Source organism: Arthrobacter sp. NPDC055138 (assembly GCF_053607305.1).
This window is the reverse complement of record NZ_JBSGTH010000002.1, coordinates 547,086-572,094: the sequence shown is the minus strand read 5'-3', so window position 1 is coordinate 572,094 and position 25,009 is coordinate 547,086. Positions and strand designations below refer to the sequence as shown.

General features: G+C 66.8%; 18 protein-coding genes. 8 read left to right on the top strand and 10 right to left on the bottom strand.

Features of this window, described 5'->3' with window-relative positions:
• Positions 1–106: 106 nt before the first annotated feature.
• Both lipA and lipB read right to left on the bottom strand, forming a co-directional pair.
• Complete coding sequence (gene lipA, locus ACWF5H_RS07760; RefSeq protein ID WP_452035965.1) at positions 107–1,111, bottom strand: lipoyl synthase; 1,005 nt, start codon at positions 1,109–1,111, stop codon at positions 107–109.
• Positions 1,108–1,824 (bottom strand): lipoyl(octanoyl) transferase LipB, encoded by a 717-nt coding sequence (gene lipB / locus ACWF5H_RS07755; protein WP_452035964.1) that lies wholly within the window; start codon positions 1,822–1,824, stop codon positions 1,108–1,110. The genes lipA and lipB overlap by 4 nt, the downstream gene beginning before the upstream one ends.
• Positions 1,825–1,925: 101 nt before the next feature.
• Between lipB and ACWF5H_RS07750 the strand changes: the two genes are divergently transcribed.
• Entirely contained in the window at positions 1,926–3,722 is a 1,797-nt protein-coding gene (locus ACWF5H_RS07750; RefSeq protein WP_452035963.1) for a protein kinase domain-containing protein, read from the top strand.
• Between the two features lie 37 nt (positions 3,723–3,759).
• A complete protein-coding gene (locus tag ACWF5H_RS07745; RefSeq protein ID WP_452035962.1) occupies positions 3,760–7,251 on the top strand; it encodes a S41 family peptidase in 3,492 nt (1,163 codons plus the stop codon).
• 85 nt (positions 7,252–7,336) lie between these two features.
• On the opposite strand, the gene ACWF5H_RS07740 is transcribed toward ACWF5H_RS07745, so the two are convergent.
• From ACWF5H_RS07740 to ACWF5H_RS07720, 5 genes are all read right to left on the bottom strand, one after another.
• The gene (locus tag ACWF5H_RS07740) at positions 7,337–7,768 is read right to left on the bottom strand and encodes an OsmC family peroxiredoxin (protein WP_364649717.1); all 432 of its coding nucleotides are present in this window, start codon (positions 7,766–7,768) and stop codon (positions 7,337–7,339) included.
• Between the two features lie 176 nt (positions 7,769–7,944).
• Positions 7,945–8,295 carry a hypothetical protein gene (locus ACWF5H_RS07735; protein ID WP_452035961.1) on the bottom strand — a complete coding sequence of 117 codons (351 nt, stop codon included), beginning with the start codon at positions 8,293–8,295 and terminating at the stop codon, positions 7,945–7,947.
• Between the two features lie 169 nt (positions 8,296–8,464).
• The gene (sucB, locus tag ACWF5H_RS07730) at positions 8,465–10,255 is read right to left on the bottom strand and encodes a 2-oxoglutarate dehydrogenase, E2 component, dihydrolipoamide succinyltransferase (RefSeq protein ID WP_452035959.1); all 1,791 of its coding nucleotides are present in this window, start codon (positions 10,253–10,255) and stop codon (positions 8,465–8,467) included.
• Between the two features lie 111 nt (positions 10,256–10,366).
• Complete coding sequence (lpdA, locus tag ACWF5H_RS07725; protein WP_452035958.1) at positions 10,367–11,749, bottom strand: dihydrolipoyl dehydrogenase; 1,383 nt, start codon at positions 11,747–11,749, stop codon at positions 10,367–10,369.
• 182 nt (positions 11,750–11,931) lie between these two features.
• A complete protein-coding gene (locus tag ACWF5H_RS07720) occupies positions 11,932–13,455 on the bottom strand; it encodes a leucyl aminopeptidase (protein WP_452035956.1) in 1,524 nt (507 codons plus the stop codon).
• 264 nt (positions 13,456–13,719) lie between these two features.
• Between ACWF5H_RS07720 and ACWF5H_RS07715 the strand changes: the two genes are divergently transcribed.
• The 4 genes from ACWF5H_RS07715 (at position 13,720) to ACWF5H_RS07700 (ending at position 18,979) form a co-directional block, all read left to right on the top strand.
• Positions 13,720–14,703 carry a proteasome assembly chaperone family protein gene (locus ACWF5H_RS07715; protein ID WP_452035953.1) on the top strand — a complete coding sequence of 328 codons (984 nt, stop codon included), beginning with the start codon at positions 13,720–13,722 and terminating at the stop codon, positions 14,701–14,703.
• A 34-nt stretch (positions 14,704–14,737) separates the two neighbouring features.
• Positions 14,738–16,093 carry an MFS transporter gene (locus tag ACWF5H_RS07710; RefSeq protein WP_452035952.1) on the top strand — a complete coding sequence of 452 codons (1,356 nt, stop codon included), beginning with the start codon at positions 14,738–14,740 and terminating at the stop codon, positions 16,091–16,093.
• 95 nt (positions 16,094–16,188) lie between these two features.
• The gene (locus ACWF5H_RS07705; protein WP_452035950.1) at positions 16,189–17,463 is read left to right on the top strand and encodes a DUF4192 family protein; all 1,275 of its coding nucleotides are present in this window, start codon (positions 16,189–16,191) and stop codon (positions 17,461–17,463) included.
• A 250-nt stretch (positions 17,464–17,713) separates the two neighbouring features.
• On the top strand, positions 17,714–18,979 hold the full coding sequence (locus ACWF5H_RS07700; protein WP_452035949.1) for an RNA polymerase sigma factor: 1,266 nt from the start codon (positions 17,714–17,716) through the stop codon (positions 18,977–18,979).
• Positions 18,980–19,236: 257 nt separating this feature from the next.
• Here the strand turns inward: ACWF5H_RS07700 and ACWF5H_RS07695 are convergent, their stop codons facing one another.
• A complete protein-coding gene (locus ACWF5H_RS07695) occupies positions 19,237–19,458 on the bottom strand; it encodes a DUF7455 domain-containing protein (RefSeq protein WP_414960124.1) in 222 nt (73 codons plus the stop codon).
• A 250-nt stretch (positions 19,459–19,708) separates the two neighbouring features.
• On the opposite strand from ACWF5H_RS07695, the gene ACWF5H_RS07690 reads away from it, so the two are divergent.
• Positions 19,709–21,820, top strand: coding sequence for a DNA gyrase/topoisomerase IV subunit B (locus ACWF5H_RS07690; protein ID WP_452035947.1), 2,112 nt, complete (start codon positions 19,709–19,711; stop codon positions 21,818–21,820).
• Here ACWF5H_RS07690 and ACWF5H_RS07685 read toward each other — a convergent pair.
• Together ACWF5H_RS07685 and ACWF5H_RS07680 are read right to left on the bottom strand one after the other, a co-directional pair.
• The gene (locus tag ACWF5H_RS07685; RefSeq protein ID WP_452035946.1) at positions 21,817–22,794 is read right to left on the bottom strand and encodes a M56 family metallopeptidase; all 978 of its coding nucleotides are present in this window, start codon (positions 22,792–22,794) and stop codon (positions 21,817–21,819) included. The two genes, ACWF5H_RS07690 and ACWF5H_RS07685, sit on opposite strands and share 4 nt — an antisense overlap.
• Positions 22,795–22,800: 6 nt before the next feature.
• Positions 22,801–23,190 carry a BlaI/MecI/CopY family transcriptional regulator gene (locus tag ACWF5H_RS07680; RefSeq protein ID WP_364649750.1) on the bottom strand — a complete coding sequence of 130 codons (390 nt, stop codon included), beginning with the start codon at positions 23,188–23,190 and terminating at the stop codon, positions 22,801–22,803.
• A gap of 185 nt (positions 23,191–23,375) precedes the next feature.
• Between ACWF5H_RS07680 and ACWF5H_RS07675 the strand changes: the two genes are divergently transcribed.
• Entirely contained in the window at positions 23,376–25,001 is a 1,626-nt protein-coding gene (locus ACWF5H_RS07675) for a cytochrome ubiquinol oxidase subunit I (protein ID WP_452035945.1), read from the top strand.
• Positions 25,002–25,009 lie beyond the last annotated feature (8 nt).

Genomic DNA, 25,009 nt, shown 5'->3' with positions numbered 1-25,009 from the left:
AATGTTCAATTCTATCGTGACGGACGGGTCGCTCGCGCGCCTTCTCTGGACACGGCAACGGTCCGGCAGCCTGGCGGCCCCCGGACCGTGGTTCCGGCCGGTTCAGCTAGCGGGAAGCAACCAGCGTGGCGGCTTCCTGACGGGTGCTGCCGGATTCGCCGATGTGGGCCAGCTCGGGCGGAAGCTCCAAGCCCTTCTTGCGCATGGCGGTGGCCCACAGGCGGCTGGCCCGGTAGGACGAGCGCACCAGCGGCCCGCTCATCACACCCAGGAAGCCGATCTCCTCGGCCTCCTGGCTCAGCTCGACGAATTCCTCGGGCTTGACCCAGCGCTCCACCGGGTGGTGGCGCTCGGTCGGGCGCAGGTACTGGTTGATGGTGATCAGGTCGCAGCCGGCGGCGTGCAGGTCGCGCAGCGCCTCGGAGATCTCTTCGCGGGTCTCGCCCATCCCCAGCATCAGGTTGGACTTGGTCACCATGCCCTGGTCGCGGCCCTGGGTGAGGACGTCCAGCGAGCGGTCGTAGCGGAACGCGGGGCGGATGCGCTTGAAGATCCGAGGCACGGTCTCCAGGTTGTGCGCGAACACCTCCGGCTTGGCCTCGCAGATCGCGGTGATGTGCTCGGGCTTGCCGGAGAAGTCCGGGATCAGGATTTCGACGCCGGTGCCCGGGTTGAGTTCGTGGATCTTCCGAATGGTCTCGGCGTAGAGCCACACACCCTCGTCGGCCAGGTCGTCGCGGGCCACACCGGTGACGGTGGCGTAGCGCAGGTTCATCTGCTGCACCGACTGGGCCACCTTGGTGGGCTCCAGAACGTCAAGCGGCGACGGCTTGCCGGTGTCGATCTGGCAGAAATCGCATCGCCGGGTGCACTCGGAGCCGCCGATCAGGAACGTTGCCTCGCGGTCTTCCCAGCACTCAAAGATATTGGGGCAGCCTGCCTCTTCGCAGACCGTGTGCAGCCCTTCCTTTTTGACCAGGTTCTTCATGCCCACGTACTCGGGGCCCATGCTGACCTTGGCCTTGATCCAATCCGGCTTGCGCTCCACGGGTGTTGCGGCATTGCGGGCCTCGACGCGCAGCAAGCGGCGTCCTTCGGGGGCGAGCGTCACAGCAGGGCTCCTTCGGTCTGGCGGTGGCCAGGGTCGGTGTCGGTGGCCGCGGGGCCGGGGGTAGCGGCCTTGACCAGCGAGGTTTCGTACGAGCGGAGTTCCGCCTCCACCCGGTCGGCGATGTCGGCCGGCGCGACGTCCAAGCCGGTTTCGGCCTGGATGGTGGTGGTGCCGGCATCGGTGATGCCGCAGGCAATGATCTGGCTGTAGGGCGCCAGATCATTACGGCAGTTCAAGGCAAAGCCGTGCATGGTCACCCGGTGATTGACACGGATGCCGATGGCGGCGATCTTGCGGGCCGGGCCGCGCTCGTCGGCGTCGATCCACACGCCTGACCGGCCCTCGATCCGTGTGCCTGTTACGCCGTAATCTGCGAGCACATTGATCAGGACCTGCTCCAGGATGTCCACGTAGTCGGCGACCTTGGTGGGATCGGGGAGGGCCACGATGGGGTAACCCACCAGCTGGCCGGGCCCGTGCCAGGTCAGTTTGCCGCCGCGGTCCACGCTGACCACGGGGGTGCCGTCCAGCGGCCGTTCGTGCTCTTCGGTCCTCTTTCCGGCGGTATACACCGGCCTGTGTTCCAGCAACAGCACCGTACTGGGGGCGGAACCCGCCACCACTTCAGCGTGCAGCCGGCGTTGCAGCGCCCAGCCTTCTTCATAGTCGACGTAGTCAGGGGCAAATCCCACCCGCGAAAACTCAAGTGCCATCCCGCAAGCCTACGCTCCGGCGACCGGCAGTTCTATTTGTGTACCGGAGCGGGCTGTGGATAACGCCAGCGCACCGTCGCCGAACGGAGTAGAAGTAAGGCATGGACGACGACGAGCGGACAGACGGCACGGCCCTCGCCGGGCAGGAACCGCCGCGTCCGGCGGCACCGGGATTCATCGTGCAGCGGTGGCTCGGCAGCGGCGCCTCGGCATCGGTGTGGCTGGTCCGGGAAGCGGCGACAGGTACCGAGTATGCCTTGAAGGTGCTGTCGGACCGGCGCGGCTCTGCTGCAAACCACGACGACGCCGGTGCGCCGCCGATGACGCGGCGTGCGGCGCTCCATGGGCCGGCTGCCGATGCTGGCAGGCCTGCGCCCTGGGCCGTGGTCAGCAACACGCCGCTGGTGGAGACCATCGTTGCTGCGGCGGACCGCGAATCGGCCTTGTTGGCGGGCGGGCGGCATGAGCACCTGCTGCAAACGCATGGTCAGGCGGCTACGGACCGGGGACCGGGGCTGCTGCTGGAATATGCCGCCGGTGGTTCGCTGGCGGCGCTCGTCGCCGCCCGGGGCCCCTTGTCGGTGGGCGAAGCGGTGACCATCCTGACTCCGCTGGCCAGTGCCCTCGACTACTTGCACGGCACCGGAGTGGTCCACGGCGATGTCTCGCCTGGCAACGTGCTGTTCACGGCGGTGGGCAAGCCGTTGCTGGCCGATCTGGGCGTTGGGCGTGCGCTGGGCAGCGATAAGCCGCCGGCGGCAGGCACGCCCGGGTTCAGTGCGCCACACCGGATGCCGGCCGAGGGCGGGCTGGACCCAGAAGCGGACGTCTACGCACTGGCTGCCATCGGCTGGTTCTCCCTCACCGGACGGGTGCCCGGTGCCACTGCACACCGCCCGCCGCTGGGCGCGTTGGTGCCTGATGTGCCGGAGGAGCTGGTTGCCCTGCTGGAAGAAGGACTGGCGGAGCGTTCGAACGAGCGCCCGTCGGCGGCAGAGTTCGCCCGGCGCGTGATCAGGACCGCGCGCCCCGAGGCGCTGGACCTGACCGCGTCGGCACATCCATCCGTGGCCAGCCAACTGTTGACCCGGCGCCAGAGGGAGGGGAAGCGGGCGGGCCGGCCGGACAAAAAGCCCGCGCCGTTGCCCGGGCTGCGGTCCCGGCCCCGGATCCGCACGCGGCTCCCGCTGCCGCCGCGGCTGCGGGAGCGTGGCACAGGAGGACGTGAACAACATCCGCCCGCCGCCGTCGACGCCCGGCCAGCCGCCGGACGACGGTGGGGCAGGGCGGTGCTCGCGCTGACAGCCGTGGCTGCGGCGGCGGGGTTGACCCTCGCAGCGGTGAGCAGCTCCGCTCCGCCGAGTGCCCGGGAGGCGGCGCAAATTGCCGGCGGCGGCCAGTCCGTGCAGCAGGTTGCCGCGGCGCAGCGTGAAGGACGGGCTGCGGCACCGCCGGAGGCACGGACCATGCCGGCGGACCTTGAGCAGGCACTGCATGGCGACGACGCGGCCGCGGCCGTGCCCGCTCTGGCATGGTTGCGTGCCGAAGCCCTGCGTACCCGGTCTGCCACACTGCTCGAGCGGGTCAATGTGGCCGGAACCGCCGTCATGGACACCGACCGGGATATCGTCGCGGCGCTGACCGAGGCGGGCGATTGGCTGCAGGACTTCGAGACCACTCTCGAGGACCTCACGGTTGACCCGGCAGCACCAGCGTCGGGCCAACCGGTCATGGTGGCTGCGACGGTCATCACGGCGCCGTTCCGCCAGTTGAGGGCCGATGGCAGCGTGGTGCAGGACCACACCGATCCCAGCATGCAGCGGATTCAGCTGGAACTGGTCCGGCAGGACGCCGGTTGGCTCATCCAAGCAGTCCATGAAACGCCGCCGCCCCGATGACCCGAGGGCGGCTGCTGGCCGTGACTAAGATCGAGGCATGACTTTATCCAGCTACTTCCGCTACCCGCACGTGCACTCCGATCTGGTCACGTTCGTCGCCGAGGACGATGTGTGGGTGGGCCCGCTTGCCGGGGGCAGGGCGTGGCGGGTTTCGTCACTTCAAATGCCGGCCAGGAACCCCAAATTCTCGCCCGACGGTCAGAGTCTGGTCTGGGGAGTGGTGCAGGCCAGCGCGCCGGAGGCAGTGACTGCCTCAGTCGACGGCGGCGGCTTCCGCCAGCTGACCTATTGGGGACATGCCTCCACCAGGGTCAAAGGATTCACACCCCAAGGCGAAGCCCTGGTGACCAGTTCGTTCCAGCGTGAAGAATCGCGCCACACCTGGGCCTACGCCGTGCCGCTGGACGGCTCCGGCGCCCGCGTGTTGCCTTATGGCCCGGTTGAGTCCGTCGCGTTTGGGCCGGAGCTTGGCGACGAGCGGCCCGTGGTGGTCGGCAGCGTGCTCTCGCGCGAACCGGCCTGGTGGAAGCGCTACCGCGGTGGCACGGCCGGAAAGCTGTGGATCGACCGCGATGGAGGCGGCGAATTCCGTCGCCTCGCTGCTGAGCTGGACGGGAACTTGGCCGATCCGATGTGGGTCGGAGACCGAGTAGCGTTTCTCAGCGACCATGAAGGCCACGGCAACCTGTATTCGGTGCGTCCGGACGGGGCGGACCTGCGCCGGCACACCGATCATGACGGCTTTTACGTCCGCCATGCCTCCACGGACGGCACCCGGGTGGTCTTCGAGTCCGCAGGAGAGCTGTGGCTGCTCGATTCCCTGGCGGCGGAGCCGCACCGGATTAACCTCACGTTGGGGTCGGCCTCGACCGGCCGGCGCAGCCGCCCTCTCAATGCGGCCCAGCACTTGGCGTCGGCCGTGCCGAATCCGAAGGGAACCGCGTCAGTCATCGAGGCGCACGGAACAGTGCACTGGCTGACCCATCGGGACGGTCCTTCCCGCGTGGTGGAGTCCACGCCGGGCGTCCGGGCGCGGCTGGCGCGGCCGCTGGGTGACTCGCGGGTGGTCTACGTTGCCGACCACGGGGGCGAAGAAGCTCTCTACATCCGCCAGGTTTTCGAACAGCTTCCCCCGCCGGAAGCGACCGCTCCCGCCGAAGCCAGCGCGGCACCCGCGGAACCGGAGCCGGTCGGCTTGCCGCGCCCGGTCTCGGCCTCCGCCGTCGTCAATCCGACCCAATCCCAACCCATTGTGGAAGTGCGCTCCGGCGGTAAGCAGGGCGGCCGCGGGGATGTCCAGGAAGCCGAGGCACGTTCGGCCGCGCCGCTGGCCCCGCAACAGTTGCGCCGGGTGGAACTGCCCGGGCCGGACCGGGTGAGCGCGCTCGCAGCCAGCCCGGACGGCACTTTGGCGGCGGTGGCCACCGAGTACGGACAGTTGCTGGTCTTGGACGCGGAGAGCGGGGAGCTGCGCCGGCTCGCGGGCACCGACCACGGGGCGGTCAACGAACTGGCCTTCTCACCCGATTCACGCTGGATCCTGTGGGCCGAGCCGGTGACGGCGGAAGGCACCCGCACCCGGCTCCGGCTGGTCCGGGCGGACGGCACGGGAAACATCATCGATGTCACCGATGGACGCTTCCGCGACCACGGACCGGCCTTCACCCCCGATGGCAAGTTCGCAGCCTTCCTCTCCGAGCGGAGCTTCGACCCGGTCTATTCCACTCACAGCTTCGATCTGGGTTTCCCGGCATCGACCAAGCCGTTCCTGGTGGCCCTGGCCGCCGCCACCCCCTCGCCGTTCGGCCCCTCGGTGCACGGCACGTTGCCGGATGCGCCGCCGGCGGGGGAGAAGGACCAAGACGGCCCGCCGGACAGCGGCGAGGCCAAGCCCGCCGCCGCGGAGATCGCGGTGGACGCCGAACGGCTGGCCGAACGGATCATCCCGGTCCCGGTCCAGCAGGGCCGCTACACACGCCTCACCGCGGTGGACGGTGCGTTGCTGTGGCTGGCCAGTGATCCCGCCGGTGTCACCGGAGAAGGACGAGCCTCGGCCGAGGATGCGGAGCAGTCGCAGCGGCTGGAGCGGTTCGACCTCTCCCGGCGCGAGGTTTCCGTGCTGGTGCCGGCCCTGGATGCTTACGAAATGTCGCAGGACCGCAAGCGCCTGGTGTACGTGCACAAGTCGCAGGTCAGGGCCGTGCCCGCCGCCGGAAAAGTCGACGACGATTCGCCGGAGAGCGTGCTGGTGGACCTGAGCCGGATCCGGCTCACGCTGGAGCCGCTCAAGGTCTGGGGCCAGGCCTTCGAGGAGGCCTGGCGGCTGCAGCGCGACTTCTACTGGGCCGAGGACATGGCGGGCCTGGACTGGCAGGGCGTCTACGATCGCTACCGGCCGCTGGTGGAACGCCTCGGTTCCCACGATGACCTGGTGGACCTGCTCTGGGAGCTGCACGGCGAACTCGGCACCTCGCACGCCTACGTCATGCCCGCCCCGGTCACCGAACCCGGCGCCGGCAAGCAGGGTCTGCTGGGCGCCGATCTGGTGCGGACCGACGCCGGATGGACCGTACACAAGATCCTGGCCGAAGAATCCTCGGATCCGCTGGCGCTGTCTCCGCTGACTGCGCCGGGCGCGGCCGTCCAGCCGGGCGACGTGATTGCGGCCGTGGATGGAATCCCGGTGGATCCGCTCGCCGGGCCTGCGCCGCTGCTAGTGGGCGCCGCCGGCAAGACGGTCGAACTGACCATCGTCAACGGCACCGGCAGCCCGGAAGCCGGCCTGCAGCGGCGGATTGCGGTGATCCCGATCCGCGACGAGGAGCGGCTCCGGTACCAGAACTGGGTCGCCGGCAACCGCCGGAATGTCCGTGACGCATCGAACGGACGCTTCGGCTACCTGCACATCCCGGACATGGTGGCCCGCGGCTGGGCGCAATTGCACCGTGATTTGGACGTGGAGACGGCCAAGGACGCCCTCATCATCGATGTCCGGCGCAACCGGGGCGGCCACACCTCGCAGCTGGTGGCCGAACTGATCGGCCGCAAAGTCAACGCCTGGAACCTCGCGCGCGGCGAGCAGCCGGGCACCTATCCTGCACACGCTCCGCGGGGCCCGGTCGTCCTGCTCACGGATGAATATGCCGGTTCCGACGGAGACATCATCACGCAGGTGAGCAAGCTGCGTGGCATCGGCCCCGTGATCGGGACACGGACTTGGGGTGGAGTGGTCGGCATCGACGCGAAGTTTGCGCTGGCCGACGGCACCGGAGTCACGCAGCCGCGGTATGCGTTCTGGTTCACGCAGGGCGTGGGCTGGGGCGTGGAGAACTACGGCGTGGAACCGGACATCGAGGTGCCGTTCCCGCCGCACGCGTATGGCGCGGGGGAGGACCCGCAGTTGGAGCACGGGGTGGGGATTCTCAAGGAGATGCTGGGCGAACTGCCCACCGACCAGCCACCGTCGCGCGCCGGCTACCCCATGCTGCGCCCCGGACCGCTGCCGCCGCGGCCGCAGGATGTGCGCTGACCTCCGCTAGCGAACAAGGCCTGAACGGGAAGAACCCCGGCGCATCAGCGATGCGCCGGGGTTCTTCCGCCAATCAGGTTCGCGACTAGCTGGCCAGGGTAGCGTCCAGTGTGATGCTGGGAACCGAGGCCAAGGCGCCGGATACCGGACAGTTCTCCTTGGCGCCGGTGGCCAGGCGCTGGAAGTCATCCTCGCTGATGCCGGGCACGGTGGCGTTGACGGTCAGGCGAATTTCGGTGATGCCGGTCCCCGGGACGAAGTCCACTGCCGCCGAGGTCTTGATGCTCTCCGCGGTGGTGCCGTTTTCCTTGAGCATGTTGCTGAACTGCATCGAGTAGCAGGTGGCATGGGCGGCGGCCAGAAGCTCTTCGGGGCTCGTCTTTCCTTCGGCCTGCTCCGCCCGTGCCTTCCAGGTGACCTCGTAGGTGCCGATTCCAGACGTTTCGAAAGTCGTCTGGCCACTGCCGGTGAAGAGATCGCCCTTCCATTCGGTGCTGGCAGAACGTGTTGCAGCCATGTGTCCTCCTTGGTTGAAGTTCTCTGTTGCGTTCCATGCCGGTCCGGCCGAAAGCGGCCGGTGCCGTCCTTTTCATACTAGGGGAGTTGCCACTGCCTGTCCGGCGGCCCCGGCTTAAGCCACTGCGGCCGGCCCGTAGTCTCGGGGCCGGCCGCAGTGTCAGGAGCTTTAGAGGGTCAGTTCCACAAGGTCGCGATCGCGACGTTCAGGAGCGCCAAGCCGCCGACGGAATGCGCCAGACCGGCCGAAATCGGTTCGCCCGCGTTGTACTTGCGGCGGCCGATGAACGCGAGGACGAGAACCACAAGCGCGATGACAAGCTTGGTGGTCAGCTTCACATAGTTTGCATCCAGGTCCATGGCCGGAATCAGGCCCATCATAATGACGCCGGTGATGACCTGCAGTGCGGCGCCGTCGAACTGGCGCGGGTGAACGGTGGGCTTCTTCATGTTGCCGATCCAGATGCCGACGATCATGGCCGCACCGACGACGTGCAGGAAGACGAGAATGCTGTAGAGGATGTCCATAGGCCCAGCTTAGCGGCCGGCAGCGGGCGCCAATCCGCGGCATGCCGCGGCAAACCGAATATTTCTACTGGGTGTAGTAGCAGCCGGAGTGGAGACGAAACAGCGGCGGGCTGCGTCCAAGAGTGAACGCAGCCCGCCGCCGAATCGTGCGTGGTGCCGACCGAACGGGCTAGAGGCCCAGGTCTGCCTCGAACTGCCCGGCTTCCAATCGTGCCCGCAGCGTCTGCAGGAAGCGTCCTGCATCCGCGCCGTCGACCAGGCGGTGGTCGTAGGTCAGCGAGAGGTACATCATCGACCGGATAGCGATCGAATCGTCGCCGTTCTCATCCTGGACCACCACGGCGCGCTTGACGATGCTGCCGGTCCCGAGGATGCCCACCTGCGGCTGGTTGATGATCGGAGTGTCGAACAGGGCCCCGACGCTGCCGATGTTGGTGATGGAGAACGTGCCGCCGGAGAGCTCGTCCGGACCGATCTTGTTGCTCCGGGTGCGGGCAGCGACGTCGGCAATCTTGCCAGCCAGGCCGGCGAGGTTGAGGTTGCCGGCGTCATTGATGACCGGTACCAGCAGGCCCTTGTCGGTATCCACCGCAATCGCCAGGTGCTCGGCGTTGTGGTAGGTGATCTCCTGCTTTTCCTCGTCGTACTCGGCGTTCAGCTTCGGGTGCTGCTTGAGCGCCTCCGCCACCGCCTTGGCGATGAAGGGCAGGTAGGTCAGCTTGACGCCGTTTTGATCCTGGAAGGACTTCTTAGCGCGTTCGCGGAGCTTGACCACCTTGGTCATGTCGATCTCGTGGACCTGGGTGAGCTGCGTGGAGGCGTCCAGCGACTCGCGCATCCGGCGGGCAATGACCTGTCGGATCCGCGGCGCCTTCTCGACCGTGCCGCGCTTGGCCGAGGCTGCTGCCTGGGCCGGAGCGGCTGCGGAGGTTGCGGCGGGAGCCGCCGGCTTGGCGGCGGCTTCGGCTGCTTCGAGCACGTCCTGCTTGCGGATGCGTCCGCCCACGCCAGTGCCCTTGACGGTGGACAGGTCCACCTTGTGCTGGTTGGCCAGTTTGCGGACCAGCGGGGTGACGTAGCCGGCGTCGGAGGCTGCAGCAGCCTCGGCCGGGGCCGGCGCCGCCTTCGGGGCTTCGGCGGCAGGCGCCTCGGCCTTGGGGGCTTCTGCCTTGGGTGCTTCGGCGGCGGGCTGTTCGGCCTGGGCCGGCTCCTTTACCGGGGCCTCGCGGTCCTGGGCCGGCGCTGCGGCAACCGGCTCGGCTTCCTTCGGCTCCGCCTTGGCGGGAGCGGCACCGGTGCCGATGATGGCCAGCACGGAACCGACCTCGGCGGTCTCGTCCTCGGCGACCTTAATCTCCTGGACCGTGCCGGCCACCGGAGACGGAATCTCGGTGTCGACCTTGTCGGTGGAGACCTCGAGCAGCGGCTCGTCGACCTCAACCGTGTCGCCCACCTGCTTCAGCCAGCGCGTGACGGTACCTTCGGTGACGCTCTCGCCCAGGGCCGGGAGGGTGACTTCGGTGCCTTCGCCGGAACCGGCGGCCGGGGCTTCCTCGGCGGGAGCCTCCTGCTGGGGCTCCTCCTGCTTCGGGGCTTCCTGCGCGGGAGCCTCCTGCTGGGGCTCCTCCTGCTTCGGGGCTTCCTCGGCGGGAGCCTCCTGCTGCGGCTCTGCTGCCGGGGCTTCCTCGGCGGGAGCCTCTTCGGCGGCCTGGCCGGAACCGGAACCGTCGCCGATGCGCACCAGCGGGGCTCCGACGTCGGCGGTCTCGTCCTCGGCCACCAGGATCTCTTCGATCACGCCGGCTACGGGAGAGGGGATTTCGGTGTCGACCTTGTCGGTGGAAACCTCGAGCAGCGGTTCGTCGACTTCGACGCGGTCGCCGACCTGCTTCAGCCAGCGGGTCACAGTGCCTTCGGTGACGCTTTCACCGAGGGCGGGCAAGTTCACGGTTTCAGACATGTCGTCCCCGTTCTCCTTTGAGTCTATTTTCCGGACTGGCCGGTACATCGAGTCTTATTCTTGAGCCTAGTGCACCCGTCCGGTGGGGACGGGTGCACTCAGGGAAGCTTGTTATCCGTGCAGCGGACGGCCGGCCAGGGCCATGGCGGCTTCGCCGAGCGCCTCGTTCTGGGTCGGGTGCGCGTGGATCAGTGCCGCAACATCCTCCGGGTACGCTTCCCAGCTGACGATCAGCTGCGCTTCGCCGATCTGCTCGCCGATGCGGCCGCCGATCATGTGCATGCCGACGATGGGGCCGTCCTTCTCGCGGACCATCTTGATGATGCCGCTGGTGCCCAAGATGGAGCTCTTGCCGTTGCCGGCCAGATTGTACTCGACCGTCTCCACGTTGTCCTTGCCGTACTTCTCTTCGGCCTGCGGCTGGTTCAGGCCGACGGAGGCGATCTCCGGATCGCAGTAGGTGACCTTCGGAACGTTGATGTCCTCGATCACGGCAGGCTTGTTGCCGGCGATTTCCTCGGCCACGAAGATTCCCTGCTGGAATCCGCGGTGTGCCAGCTGGACGCCCGGGACAATGTCGCCGACGGCGTAGATGTTGCCGACGCCGGTGTGCAGGCGCTCGTTGGTGATCACGAAGCCACGGTCCACCGTGACGCCGGCTTCCTCGAAGCCCAGCCCGGCAGTGCTCGGGCCGCGGCCCACTGCCACCAGCAACAGGTCGGCCTCGAACGTCTTGCCGTCGGCCAGCGTGACCACCACGCCGTCGTCGTTCTGCTCCACCTTGTCGAAGAAGACGCCGGTGTTGAACTTGATGCCGCGCTTCTTGAAGGCGCGCTCCAGCTGCTTGATGATGGCCGGGTCCTCGTTCGGGACCAGCGAGGGCAGGCCCTCGACGATGGTGACGTCCACCCCGAAGGACTTCCAGACGGAGGCGAACTCGACGCCGATCACACCGCCGCCGAGGATCACCGCGCTCTTGGGCAGGGTGTCCATCTGCAGGGCGTGGTCGGAGGTGATGACCTTGCCACCGATTTCGAGGCCGGGGAGCGTCTTCGAGTAGGAGCCAGTGGCCAGAACGATGTTCTTGCCCTTGTAGACGGTGCCGTCGACCTCGACGGTGTCCGTGCCGACGAGCTTGCCTTCACCCTCGATGACGGTGATGCCCTTGGACTTGATCAGGCCGGTGAGGCCCTTGAACTTGCCGGCAATGATGCCGTCTTTGTAGGCGTTGACGGCGGCCATGTCGATCGAGTCCATGCTCAGGTTCACGCCGTACTTCGAGGCGTCCTTGGCGTGGTCGGCCAGCTCGGCCGAGTGCAGCAGGGCCTTGGTGGGGATGCAGCCGTTGTGCAGGCAGGTGCCGCCGAGCTTGGCCTTCTCCACCAGGCCGACGGTGAAGCCCAGTTGCACGGCGCGCAGGGCCGCGGCATAACCGCCGCTGCCGGCGCCGAGGACCAGGATGTCGAATTCTTGCGCTGTTGCCGAATCGGCCACGTGAACGCTCCCTCGCGTGTTCGTAACGTGTGGTGACACGTCGATGAGTTGATTGGGTTGAAGATCGAAGTTGGTTTGGTTTTCACCTTAGCGGTACCGCATACCATCATCTACTTGGTGACAGCACCACAGGGCCCGATTGTGGGCGGATTCACGCCGAAAGGTGGGCGGCGATACAGGCCTCAAGCGCTGCGGGCGACCACATCCTCGGCGTAGGCCACCAGGGTGCGCACTGCGACGCCGGTGCCCTCCTTCGGGGTGTAGCCGTGCGGCGAGCCTTCGTTGAAGGCCGGTCCGGCAATATCCAAGTGCGCCCAGGGGATGCGCACGCCGGCGGTTTCGCCCACGAACTCGCGCAGGAAGATCGCGGCCGTCAGCATGCCGCCGTACTTGTCGCCCATGTTGGACAGGTCTGCCACCTGGGAATCCAGGCCGGAGCGCAGTTCCTCCGGCAGCGGCATCGGCCAGAACAGTTCCCCCGCCCGGTCCGCGGCAGCCTTCACGGCGTCCCGCACGGGTTCTTCGCCCATGACCGCGCCCACCCGGCTTCCCAGCGCAACCATCTGTGCACCTGTCAGGGTGGCGACGTCCAGCAACACGTCGGGATGTTCCTCGCTGGCCGCGGCCAGCCCGTCGGCCATCACCAGCCGGCCCTCGGCGTCGGTGTTGAGGACTTCCACCGTCTTGCCGCCGTACATGGTGAGTACGTCGGAGGGACGGGAGGCGGTGCCCGAGGGCATGTTCTCCGCCAGGCACAGCCACGCGGTGGCCTTCACCGGCAGGCCCAACTCGGCGATCGCCAAAACAGCATTGAGAACGACGGCGGCGCCCGCCATGTCGCACTTCATCGTCATCATGCCGGCAGCGGGCTTGAGCGACAGGCCGCCGGAGTCGAACGTGATGCCCTTGCCGACGAAGGCGAGCTTCGCCTTGGCCCGGGCCGGGGCATATTCAACCTTGACCAACCGCGGCGGCCGCGTCGATCCCTTGCCGACGCCGGTCAAGCCGCCGTAGCCGTCCTTCTCCAGTTTGTCCTCGTCCATGACCGTGACCTTGACCGGCAGGCCCTTGGCCATCTGTGCAGCTGCCGAGGCGAAAGACTCGGGGTAGAGGTGGCTCGGCGGCTGGTTGACCAGGGAGCGCGTCGCATTGACCGCCCGTCCCAGCACGGAGGCCCGCTTGAGCGCCTTGGCCAGTTGCTTGTCGCCGGCAACCGGCGTGAGCACTGTGGCTTCGGCGACCGGGCGGCGGCCATCGTTTTCGCGGCTGCGGTGCTCATTGAAGGCATAGGCGCCGAGCGCGGCGCCTTCGGCCACGGCCGTGGCTTCGGCCACGGTGGCCGCCGGCAAGCCCAAGGCCACCGACCGGACCCCGGCCAATTGGCGCACCGCAGAGCCGGCGGCGCGGCGCAGGGTCTCGGTGGTCACGGCATTGCCGGGCGGCAGCTTTCCGACGCCGGCCAACACCAGCACATCCGTGCCCGACTCCGGCAGCCCCGGCAGCCGGTGGACTTCATCGGCTGCGCCGGTGATTCCGAGCAACGGCAGGCTGTCGGCCAAGGCCTGGGCGGACTTGGCCGATAACGGATTCTCCAGCAGGACCGGGCCGTCGCCGCCCTGCCCGACCGCGATGACGAGGGCATCGGACTTGGCTTTTCTGACATCCTTGGCAATGGCGCTGAGCTTAAGCTCGGTCGTGGGGATCACGCAGATCTGTCCTAACTTGTCCTTCAGCCGGCCAGCGCGGAACGGGTGTGGCCGCCGCTCACCGGTTGCATACCGTTGTGTTTACAGTTAGTTGCAGCAGAAAAACCCCACCAGGCGTTTGCCGGAACAGGGCCTGCACCTGTCGATCGTAGTCTCTCGCGCACGGATGCGCTGTTTCGGACGCCTTGTACGAGGTCCACAGCCGCGGAATTTTTCGGCCAGCTCCGGCGCTGGCATGTGTAAAGGCCATGCACGGCAGGGAAGATGATGCCGGAACGGAGGGAAACATTGTTGGATCCACGGTCGCTGATGTCGACCAACGCTGAGTTGTTTGATTCACCCGCGCTGCGCGGGCTTGACCTCGTGATGGGGTTCACCGGGGCAGCCGAAGCCGGTCACGTGGTGGAGCAGATCGGCGACGAATTGCTCGACGAGCTCGATGCCCAGCTGGTTGCTGCCTTCGATGCCGACCAGCTGGTGGACTACCGCAGCAGGCGGCCCAAAATCACCTTCGCGGGGGATCACTTTACTGACTACGAAGTGCCCGCCATCGAGCTCTACCGGCTGGTCGACGGGCTCGGCACGCCGTTCCTGCTGTTGACCGGTCCCGAACCCGACTACCAATGGGACCGTTTCTCCGGCGCGGTCGTCTGGCTGGCGAACCGGCTCCAGACGCGCCTGGTGGCATGGGTCCAGTCGCTGCCCATGCCGGTGCCGCACACCCGGCCAATTGGTGTCACCGTCCACGGCTCCCGGCAGGATCTGATCGACGGCTTCACCACCTGGAAGCCCCAAGCCGAATTGCAGGCAGGCATCGGGCCGCTGCTGGAAATGCGGCTGGCCGAAGCCGGCCGGGACGTGGTGGGCTATTCCATCCACGTGCCGCACTACCTGGCGGACGCCCAGTACCCGCCCGCCGCCGTCGCCGCCTTGGAATACCTCGGCGCCGCGACGTCGCTGATGCTCCCGACCGACCGGCTGCGCGAGAACGGCCGCGACGTCGAAGGCCAGATCGACCGGCAGGTACAGGACTCAGCCGATGTCCAGCGCGTGGTCGTCCGCCTCGAAGAGCGGTACGACGAATATGCCGGGCACGAAGAGCGCCGTTCCTTGCTGGTCAAGGACAACGAAGAGCTGCCCGACGCCGACGAGCTCGGTGCCGCGGTAGAAGCATTCCTCGCCACACAGCCCGCCGCCGGTGAGGACGGGGGCACGGAGCCTTCCGCCGAGCCCGGAACCTCCGATTAGTCCTGCGCCCCGGGAAGCGGGCAATAATGGAGCAATGGATTCGCGGCGTGCATGGTGGGTGTGGGGAAGCGGAATTTTCGCCTATCTGGTCGCGATCACCCAGCGCACCTCTTTCGGCGTAGCCGGCCTGCAGGCTACCGAACGCTTCGACGCCACCGCCGCCGCGCTGTCGACCTTCACCGTGGTCCAGTTGGTGGTTTACGCAGGGCTGCAGATCCCTGTCGGCCTGATGGTGGACAAGTACGGGCCGCGGATGATGGTGGCCGGTGGAGCCCTGCTGATGTTGGCCGGGCAAACCGCACTGGCCTTTGCCTCGTCCGTGCCGGAGGGTCTGGCAGGCCGTATCCTCGTGGGAGCGGGCGACGCGATGACCTTCGTGTCGGTGCTGAGGCTGTTGCCCAGCTGGTTCAGTGCGAGGCGCATTCCGCTGCTGACCCAGCTCACCGGCCAGCTGGGCCAAATCGGCCAACTGATCAGCGTCATCCCCTTCGTGGCGATCCTGAACCTTGCGGGTTGGACGCCGGCGTTCCTCTCCGTGGCCGCGCTGTCCGCGCTGGCCTTCGTGCTGGCGCTCGCCGTGGTCCGCAATGAGCCGGCGCAACTGAAGAAGCCGTTGCCGCCGACCCTGCGACAGACCGGGGCGTCCCTGGCAGATGCCTGGCGGGAACCGGGCACCAGGCTGGGGCTGTGGACTCATTTCACGGTCCAGTTCCCCGCCAATGTCTTTATGCTCATGTGGGGCTACCCCTTCCTCGTCTCCGCCCAAGGTCTCACCCCGGCGGCAGCCTCGGTGCTGATGACGGTAGCCGTGCTGACATCCTTCGTTGCGGGTCCGCTGCTGGGCGGCTGGGTGGGCCGGCATCCGTTGCGACGCTCCACCATGGTCCTGTTGATCATTGGGACCATGTCGGCAGCGTGGCTGTGCGTGCTGCTTTACCCCGGCCCGGCACCGTTCTGGCTGCTTCTGCTGCTGGTGATGGCGGTGTCCGTCGGAGGCCCGGGATCCATGATTGGCTTCGACTTTGCGCGGACGTTCAATCCGCTCAGCCGCGCCGGCACCGCCACCGGCATCGTCAACGTCGGCGGTTTCATTTCGGCGCTGCTGGTGATGTTCGGCATGGGCGTGGTGCTGGATGCGTTGCTGGCCAGCGGTTTCTCGCAGGGCGAGCTGTATGCGCTGGACTCGTTCAAGCTGGCCTTCAGCCTTCAATTCGTCTTCCTGATCGGCGGCACGCTGGCTATATTGACCGTGCGTAAACGGGTGCGGACGCGGATGTCGCACGGCGGAGTCATTGTGCCGCCGCTGCGGGATGCTCTGGCCAGGGACCGGCGCAGGCGCCGCGAACGGATCCGGGAACGCCGGGAGAGCGGCGGAAACCGGCGCGGCTGACCAGCTTCCCTCCACGGAGCCCGCTGCGGCCCCCTTTGTCCACAGGCTCTATCCGATGCATAGCCGCCGAGGTCACTCGGCGGCAGGCTTCTGCCATGGAGAAGAAGAAGATCACGGCCCGCCAGCCCGCCGACGTCCTGGGCTTCGTGCCGCACACGCTGGGATTCATGCCCTCCTCCAGCGTGGTGCTCTTGTCCCTCGCCGGCGGCCGGCTCGGCGCCACCCTGCGCCTGGACCTCCCCGAGAACGGGGAGAGCTGCCAGCTGGATCTGTTCGCCGAGACTGCAGCCGACTACCTGCGCTCCGACGCGGAGGCAGACTCCTCACTGTTAATCCTCTACACCGAACAGGCGTGGCGCACGCCGGACCGGCCGCCTCATGCAAAACTGGTCGCCGCCCTCGGCCGCTCCCTGGCCGACGTTGGGCTGCCGGTCCGCAGCGGCTGGACGGTGGGCACAACGCATTGGCGCGAACTGTACTGCACCGACACCAGCTGCTGCCCGTTGCCCGGGCGCCCGGTGTCGCAGATCCGGGACAGCGCGTTGAACGCCGAACTCGTCTACAACGGCAGCACGTATGCCGCGTCGGCGGCGGAGGCCGCAGCCGAACCGGCACCGGCAACGTCCCGCAGAGACCACCCCGTGGCCGGAGCTAGCCAGGCTGTATCTGCCGACGAACCGTCTGCCGATGCCGCATTCCCGGCCCCGGATCCGCCGGCGGCCCTGCAGGCGGAGGCGGACCAGTTGGCCGAAGGACTTGCCGGAAGCTGGACGTCTCCGTCTGTTTACTTGTCTACCCTCCGCCGGTGGGAGGATGCCTTGACCGCCAACCAAGCGGGAAGCATGACTGCCCAGGCTCAAGCCTTTTTGCTCGCGAGCCTGACCGAGAACGCGGTGCGTGACGCCATCGCCATCTTCGCCTGCAGCGGTCTCGAGAACGCTTTCCTGTGGGCAAGAGCGGCGGGCCTCGTCACTGAGCCAGATCACTGCACAGCTGGGAAGGCGGAAGCCGAGCCGTTGCCGGAGACCGGCGACTCCGTGGCAGCCCGCGACTTGTCGAAGATCCTGGTCGGTGATTCGCCCCGGGCGCCGGATTGGGAGCGTGTGGACGCCACGGCGCAACTACTCGCGCAGCTACACGCGGTGGGGGCCGGCCACGCGCGCGCCGCGGCCGGAACGCTGCACGCCTGGATTGAATGGGCCAGGGGCCGCGGTTCGCATGCCCATCAGCGCGCCGAAGCGTGCCTGCGTGAACGGCCCGGCTACCGGCTCGCCGAGCTGGTTCGGGAACTGGCGGCCAGCGGGATGCTGCCCATGTGGGCACGCCGCCGGGAGACTGCTTGGCCCGGCCGGAGGCATTTGGCCGCCTAGCCGCGACGGAAGGGGGGCCCAAATCCGGTTCTTCCGGCGGACTGAATCGTGAGACAATGGGAACCGAGACCCGGTTGGGTTCGTGTTTCAAACAGCGGTACATCCTTCGGGAATACCGCAGCCGCGGATCAGGTTATGCCATGCAGACCCTGCGTCCGTGACTTTGGTTTGAAATCAAACACGGACTTGACAGGGTCATAGTGGTGTTGCCCGCAGGTAGCGTCACAGACCGCCGTACGAAAGGTTCTCTGTGTCACCGGACAAGAAGACTGTTGCAGCTCCCGAAGAGGAGACTGCTGCCTCCGCTCCGAAGAAGTCCGCGACTGCCAAGCGCACCGGCGCCCAGTCAGCGGCAGAAGCCGCTCCCAAGCGGCGCGGCCGGAAGCCGGGTGCCGCCGCCAAGAAGGATGCGGGTGCCGCCGATCCGGCCACGGAAGAAGTCGACGAAGATTCGGACGTAGAGACGGATCCCGCGGACGAAGATGTCGAAGCCACCGAGGAAGCCGGTGCCAAGAAGGGCAAGGAAGGCGAAACCGGTTCCGGCTTCGTCTACTCCGATGCCGACGACGACGACGCTCCCGCCCAGCAGGTAGTCTCCGCCGGTGCCACCGCGGACCCCGTCAAGGACTACCTGAAGCAGATCGGCAAGGTTGCCCTGCTCAACGCTGAGCAGGAAGTAGACCTCGCGCTGCGGATCGAGGCCGGTCTCTTCGCCGAAGAGAAACTGGCCAAGGACGAAGGCACCATGGAAACGCGGCTGCGCCGCGACCTGGAGCAGATTGTCCACGACGGCAAGCGGGCCAAGAACCACCTGCTCGAAGCCAACCTGCGCCTGGTAGTCTCGCTGGCCAAGCGCTACACCGGCCGCGGCATGCTGTTCCTGGATCTGATCCAGGAAGGCAACCTGGGCCTCATCCGCGCGGTGGAGAAGTTCGACTACACCAAGGGCTTCAAGTTCTCCACTTATGCAACCTGGTGGATCCGCCAGGCCATCACCCGCGCCATGGCGGACCAGGCCCGCACCATCCGCATCCCGGTGCACATGGTGGAAGTCATCAACAAGCTCGCCCGCGTGCAGCGCCAAATGCTTCAGGACCTGGGCCGCGAGCCTACGCCCGAAGAGCTGGCCAAGGAACTGGACATGACCCCCGAAAAGGTCGTCGAGGTCCAGAAGTACGGCCGCGAGCCGATCTCGCTGCACACGCCGCTGGGCGAAGACGGCGACTCCGAGTTCGGCGACCTGATCGAGGACTCCGAAGCCGTTGTTCCCGCCGACGCCGTCAGCTTCACCTTGCTGCAGGAACAGCTGCACTCGGTGCTTGACACGTTGTCCGAGCGTGAAGCCGGCGTGGTGGCCATGCGCTTCGGCCTGACCGACGGTCAGCCGAAGACTTTAGACGAAATCGGCAAGGTCTATGGCGTCACGCGTGAGCGCATCCGCCAGATCGAATCGAAGACCATGTCCAAGCTGCGGCACCCGTCGCGGTCGCAGGTACTGCGCGACTACCTGGACTGATCCCACAACGTAGCGGCAGGGCCGGCTCCCCGAGAGGGGGTCGGCCCTGCCGGCGTTAAACCTTCGGCCGTGCTGCCGTTAAACCGTCGGCGATGACGCAGCAGAACAAGCCGCGGATGCCGCCGTCGGAAACTGCCGGTCCGCCGGACAAGCGAAGGGCGCCGTTCCCTCTCCGGGGAACGGCGCCCTTCAACGTGGGTACCTGTCAGGCCCTGCCGTGCGCGGTCAGGCTGCGCCGGCAGCTATTCGGCCAGGGCCTATTCGGCGCCGGCGCCGGCCTTTTCGGTCAGGCGGCCGGTTTCGTCCTGCCACTCCGAGGCTTTCGAGCGAAGCTGCGGCTCGTGCTGCCGGGCATGGTGCCCGCAGAAGAGGAGTTCGCCGCCAGAGGAGGCCAGGACCACCCGTACATAGGCCTGAGCGCCACAACGGTCGCAACGGTCCATTGCGGTCAGTTCACGGGGGGCTACTGCTGTTGTCATGATGACCTCCTTACGAGTGCGTCTATCCATACAACCATCCGGACCTCCCAAAACTTCGCATCTTTGGGTCACTTTCGCTCACCGCGTATCACATGTGGGTAACAGCAGGGAGCTGCGTCACATGCTGCGGCTCGGCTCGGCGCGGTGCACCGGTGCGCAGGCAAAGGGGATTAGCCTAGTAACGGTCCGTTATTCGCGGCGGGCCGCGGCTAGGAACCGCAGTTCTGTCTTGCCAAGGAGCACTTTACACGTGGCGCCAACGAAGTCTGAGTACACAGCACGTCACCTTTCCGTCCTGGAAGGGCTGGAAGCCGTCCGCAAACGGCCGGGCATGTACATCGGTTCAACCGATTCCCGCGGATTGATGCATTGCCTCTGGGAAATCATCGACAACTCGGTGGACGAGGCCCTGGCAGGCTACGGGCAGAGCATTAAGATCACCCTGCACCCGGACGGGGCCGTGGAGATCCATGACGACGGCCGCGGCATCCCGGTGGATATCGAGCCCAAGACCGGTCTGAGCGGCGTCGAAGTCGTGTTCACCAAACTTCATGCCGGCGGCAAGTTCGGCGGCGGCTCCTACACCGCCTCCGGCGGTCTGCACGGCGTGGGCGCCAGCGTGGTCAACGCGCTGTCCTCCCGGCTGGATGTCCAGGTTGACCGCGGCGGCAAGACCTACGGAATGTCCTTCCGGCGCGGCGAGCCCGGAAAGTTCATCGATCCGGCCAAGGGCCCGGGCCCGGAGTCCACGTTCGAGCCGTTCGTCACCGGCTCCAAGCTGGAAGTCGTCGGCACCGCCAAGCGCGGCGTGACCGGCACACGCATCCGGTATTGGGGAGACCGGCAAATCTTCACCCCGGATGCCAAGTTTTCCTACGAAGATCTGCAGAACCGGGCCCGGCAGACCTCCTTCCTGGTTCCCGGGCTGAAGATCACGCTGCGCGACGAGCGCAGGCTGCCCGGTACCCCCGGCGAAGACGGTCCGTTCGAAGAGGTCTTCCACCACGACGGCGGCATTGCCGAGTTCGTTGACTACCTGGCCAATGACAGTGCCGTCACCGATGTCTGGCGCTTCCACGGTTCGGGCAAGTTCAAGGAAACCGTGCCGGTGCTCGACGAAAACGGGCACAGCAAAATTACCGAGGTCGACCGCGACTGCGAGGTGGACGTGGCCCTGCGCTGGGGCATCGGCTACGACACCACCGTGCGTTCGTTCGTGAACATCATCGCCACGCCCAAGGGCGGCACGCACCAGAGCGGTTTCGAACAGGCGCTGCTGAAAACGTTCCGCAAGGTGATCGAGGCCAATGCCCGGAAGCTGAAAGCGGGCAACGACAAGATCGAGAAGGACGACGTCTTCGCGGGGCTGACCGCGGTGCTCACCGTCCGCCTGGCCGAGCCGCAGTTCGAAGGCCAGACCAAGGAGATCCTCGGCACCTCTGCCGTGCGTGCCATCGTGTCGCGAGTGGTTGAGAAGGAACTGGCGGCGAAGCTCGGTTCATCGAACCGGGGGGACAAGGCGCAAACCGCGCTGTTGCTGGAGAAGGTCGTCAGCGAGATGAAATCCCGCATCTCGGCCCGCGTGCACAAGGAAACCCAGCGGCGGAAGAATGCGCTGGAGACATCCACCATGCCGGCAAAGCTGATCGACTGCCGCACCAACGAGGTCGAACGGTCCGAGCTGTTCATCGTGGAGGGCGACAGTGCCCTGGGCACCGCCCGGCTGGCCCGTTCCTCGGACCATCAGGCGCTGCTGCCGATCCGCGGCAAGATCCTCAATGTTCAGAAGGCCTCGGTGGGAGACATGCTGAACAACGCCGAATGTGCCGCCATCATCCAGGTGGTGGGGGCCGGCTCCGGCCGCAGCTTCCAGTTGGATGCCGCCCGTTACGGCAAGGTCGTCTTGATGACCGACGCCGACGTCGACGGCGCGCACATCCGAACCCTGCTGTTGACGCTCTTCTTCCGCTATATGCGGCCGCTGGTCGATGCCGGCCGGGTTTACGCCGCGGTGCCGCCGCTGCACCGGGTGGAGATCATCAACCCCGGTTCCAAAGCCAACGAAGTGGTGTACACCTATTCGGAAAACGAGCTGCACAAGCTGCTCGCCACGCTGGAACAGGATGGCAGGAAGTACAAGGAACCGATCCAGCGCTACAAGGGCCTGGGCGAGATGGACGCCGACCAGTTGGCCGAAACCACCATGGAACCAAGGCATCGCACGTTGCGCCGGGTGCGGATCGAGGACGCCGAAGCGGCCGAGCGGTCCTTCGATCTGTTGATGGGATCGGATGTGGCTCCGCGTAAGGAGTTCATCGTTGCCGGAGCCTCAATGCTGGACCGCGAACGGATCGACGCTTAAGACGCCAGGCCGGGTGCCACCAGCAGCGCGGTCGGCACCGCCAGTAGCAGTGCCGAACCCAGCAGCACCGCCGATTGCGCGGGGCGGCCGAGGCCCGGAACGGGGGAGAGCAACCGCCGCAGCCGGTGTGCCGTGACAAAGGTCTCCGTCTCTGCCGCGCCGAGCAAGGCCTTGGCAGGGTCGCCGACTCCGGTGGCCACTGTCGCTGCCCCCGGCTGCGGCCGCTCGCCCGCAGCGACGACGGCGATGGCCCGAATCAGCGTCTCGCGGTCCGAGGTCTTCAGGGCGTGGTCGTCTGCGAGCATTTCGGTCAGTTCGTTCACGGCTGTCCGGGCCAGCTTCGAGGTGGGGAGCCACGGCAGGGCCGACCGCCAGGCGGCGAAGGCCCACAGCAACAGGTCGTGGCGCTGGTCCAGGTGCGCCTTTTCGTGCGTCATCACGGCCCGCAGTTCGTCCGGGGAGAGTAACTCGAGCAATCCGTTCGAGAGCACCGTGACGGAGCCGCCGCCGCCCGGCAGGCAGTAGGCGACCGGTGCGGGATGGTTGATCACCAGGGTCCGCGGGGAGTCTGCGGACGGGGAGCTGAGCAAGTTCAGCAGGTCACGGTGCCGGCCGCGCTGTTTGCGGATCTTGTAGTAGGTCAGCAGCAGCGTGAAGACCAGGTGGACGGTCAGCAGCAGGGCCGCGCTGAGCGCGAACACATGAATCAGGTCAAGTCCGGCGTCAGGGCTGCCGTCCAGCAGCAGGCTGGTCAGGCCACGAAGGCCCTGCAGCAGGTTTTCCCCCAGCGGTTCCAGCCCCCATGTCAGCATGGCGCCGATCATGGACAACCCGCCGGCCAGGGCGATGGCCTGCCACAGCACCAGTGCCGTCTCCGGGCTGCGGGCAGTCCAGCGTGCCCGCGAGAGCATGATGGGAGCCGGCCACGCCAGAATGACCGCCAGGGCGGCGAGCAGGTAGGAGGCCAGAAACATGCGGCTTTAGCTGGAAGAGAGGATCTTGCGCAGTGCCTCGGCCTCTTGTTCGCTCACGGTGCCGATGAACCTGGCCAAGACTGCCTCGCGGTCCGGCGCCGAGCCCAGTACTTCGTGCATCAGCTCCACGGTGTGTTCTTCACGGCTGGTGACTGCCCGGTAGCGGTGCGGCCGGATGTCCCGGCCGCGCTGGACCAGTCCCTTTTTCTCCAGGCGGGACAGCACTGTCAGGACCGTCGTGACGGCCAGTTCCTTGCCGTCCGCTCCGTCGGCGGTGGTCTGTGCCAGCAGGTCCCGCAGTTCGTTGGCAGTCAGTCCGGTTTCTTCAGGATCGGCGGCGTTCTGGGACCACAGCACGTCCATGACTGCCCGTTCCAGCTCTCCGAGAGTAGCCATTTGGTTCCTTTTCGTCTCTTAACGTCGCATGAACGGCCTGCGGAATCTTCCCGCGACCGTGCTCTTGGTCTCTAATTTACCGTCTTTCGGGCAAATGTTCTACAGTACGTAGAAGATTAAGTTCTACAGGATGTAGAAATGACTCCGGATCCGTCCGGGAAGCACATCAGTCCGGGAGGCACGGGTTGGAAGCACTGGAAATCGCGCGGTGGCAGTTCGGCATCACCACCGTCTACCACTTCCTGATGGTGCCCTTGACCATTGGTCTGGGGCTGCTGGTCGCGATCATGCACACGGCTTGGTATCGCACCCGCAAGGATCAGTACCTGCGGATGACCAAGTTCTGGGGCAAGCTGTTCCTGATCAACTTCATCATGGGCGTGGCCACCGGCCTGGTCCAGGAGTTCCAGTTCGGCATGGCCTGGAGCGAGTACAGCCGCTTCGTCGGCGACGTCTTCGGCGCCCCGCTGGCGATGGAGGCCTTGCTGGCGTTCTTCGTTGAATCCATCTTCCTGGGTTTGTGGATTTTCGGCTGGGGCCGGCTGCCCAAGGCCGTGCACCTGCTCAGCATCTGGTGCGCCTCGCTGGCGACCATCGCTTCGGCCTACTTCATCCTGGCCGCCAACTCCTGGATGCAGCACCCGGTCGGCGTCGAAATGATCGACGGACGGCCGGTCATGGTGGATGTCTGGGCCGTGCTGACGAACAACACCCTGCTGGTGGCCTTCCCGCACACGATCTTCGGCGCCCTTTCGGTGGCCGGCGGCTTCCTGCTGGGCATCAGCTGGTACCACTTGTGGAAGCGCCGCCGCGACGGCATCGATACGGTCGGCGCGGACGGCCGCGTGATTGTCGGATCGGATCCCGCCCGCGGCCGGGACGCCGCGGACCATAAGGTCTGGCTCCGCTCGCTGCGGATCGGCGCCGTCGTCGCGGTTGTCTCTTTTGCCGGCGTCTCCCTCACCGGTGACCTGCAGGCCAAGCTCATGTTTGACCAGCAGCCGATGAAGATGGCTGCCGCCGAGGCCGCCTGCCACGACGGCACCGGCTTCTCCATCCTGTCGATCGGCGACCTCGGGTCGAACGAGTGCAGCGACATGGTGGCCGTGGTGGAACTGCCCGGGATGCTCTCCTTCCTGGCCAACGGCGACTTCGACACCGACATCCGCGGCATCAACACCCTGCTGCCGGAGTACCAGGAACGGTTTGGCACGCATCTGCCGGACAATCCGATCTACGGCGAGCGCGCGGGAACCGAAATCAACTACGTGCCGGTCATGGAGGTCACCTACTGGGGCTTCCGCATGATGATCACCTTCGGCATGCTGGCGGCGGCCGCCGCCGTCGTCGCGCTGTGGGTGGTGCGCAAGGGCACCGTGCCCGAATCGAAGTGGCTGATGCGGCTGGCCGTGTTCGGCATCCTGGCTCCGTTCGGCGCGAACTCGGCCGGCTGGATCTTCACGGAAATGGGCCGCCAGCCGTTCGTGGTGGCGCCCAACCCGGACCCCGACGGCATCGACAACGTCTTCATGTTCACCGCCGCCGCGGTCTCGCCGGGGGTCTCGCTGGCCGAACTGATCTTCTCGCTGAGCGCCTTCACATTGGTCTACGGCACGTTGCTGGTGGTGGAAGTGAAGCTGCTCGTGACCTACTGCCGCGGCGGTGTGCCCTCGGCAATGCCGGAACTGCTGCACGGATCGCCCGCGAAAGGCACGGAGAAGGACGACGACGGCGGCCCGGACGGCGGCGGCGACGGCACCGGCGGCCGCGGCAAGGACAGCGAAGCCGATGTGCTCGGCTTCGCCTACTGATCCGGCTC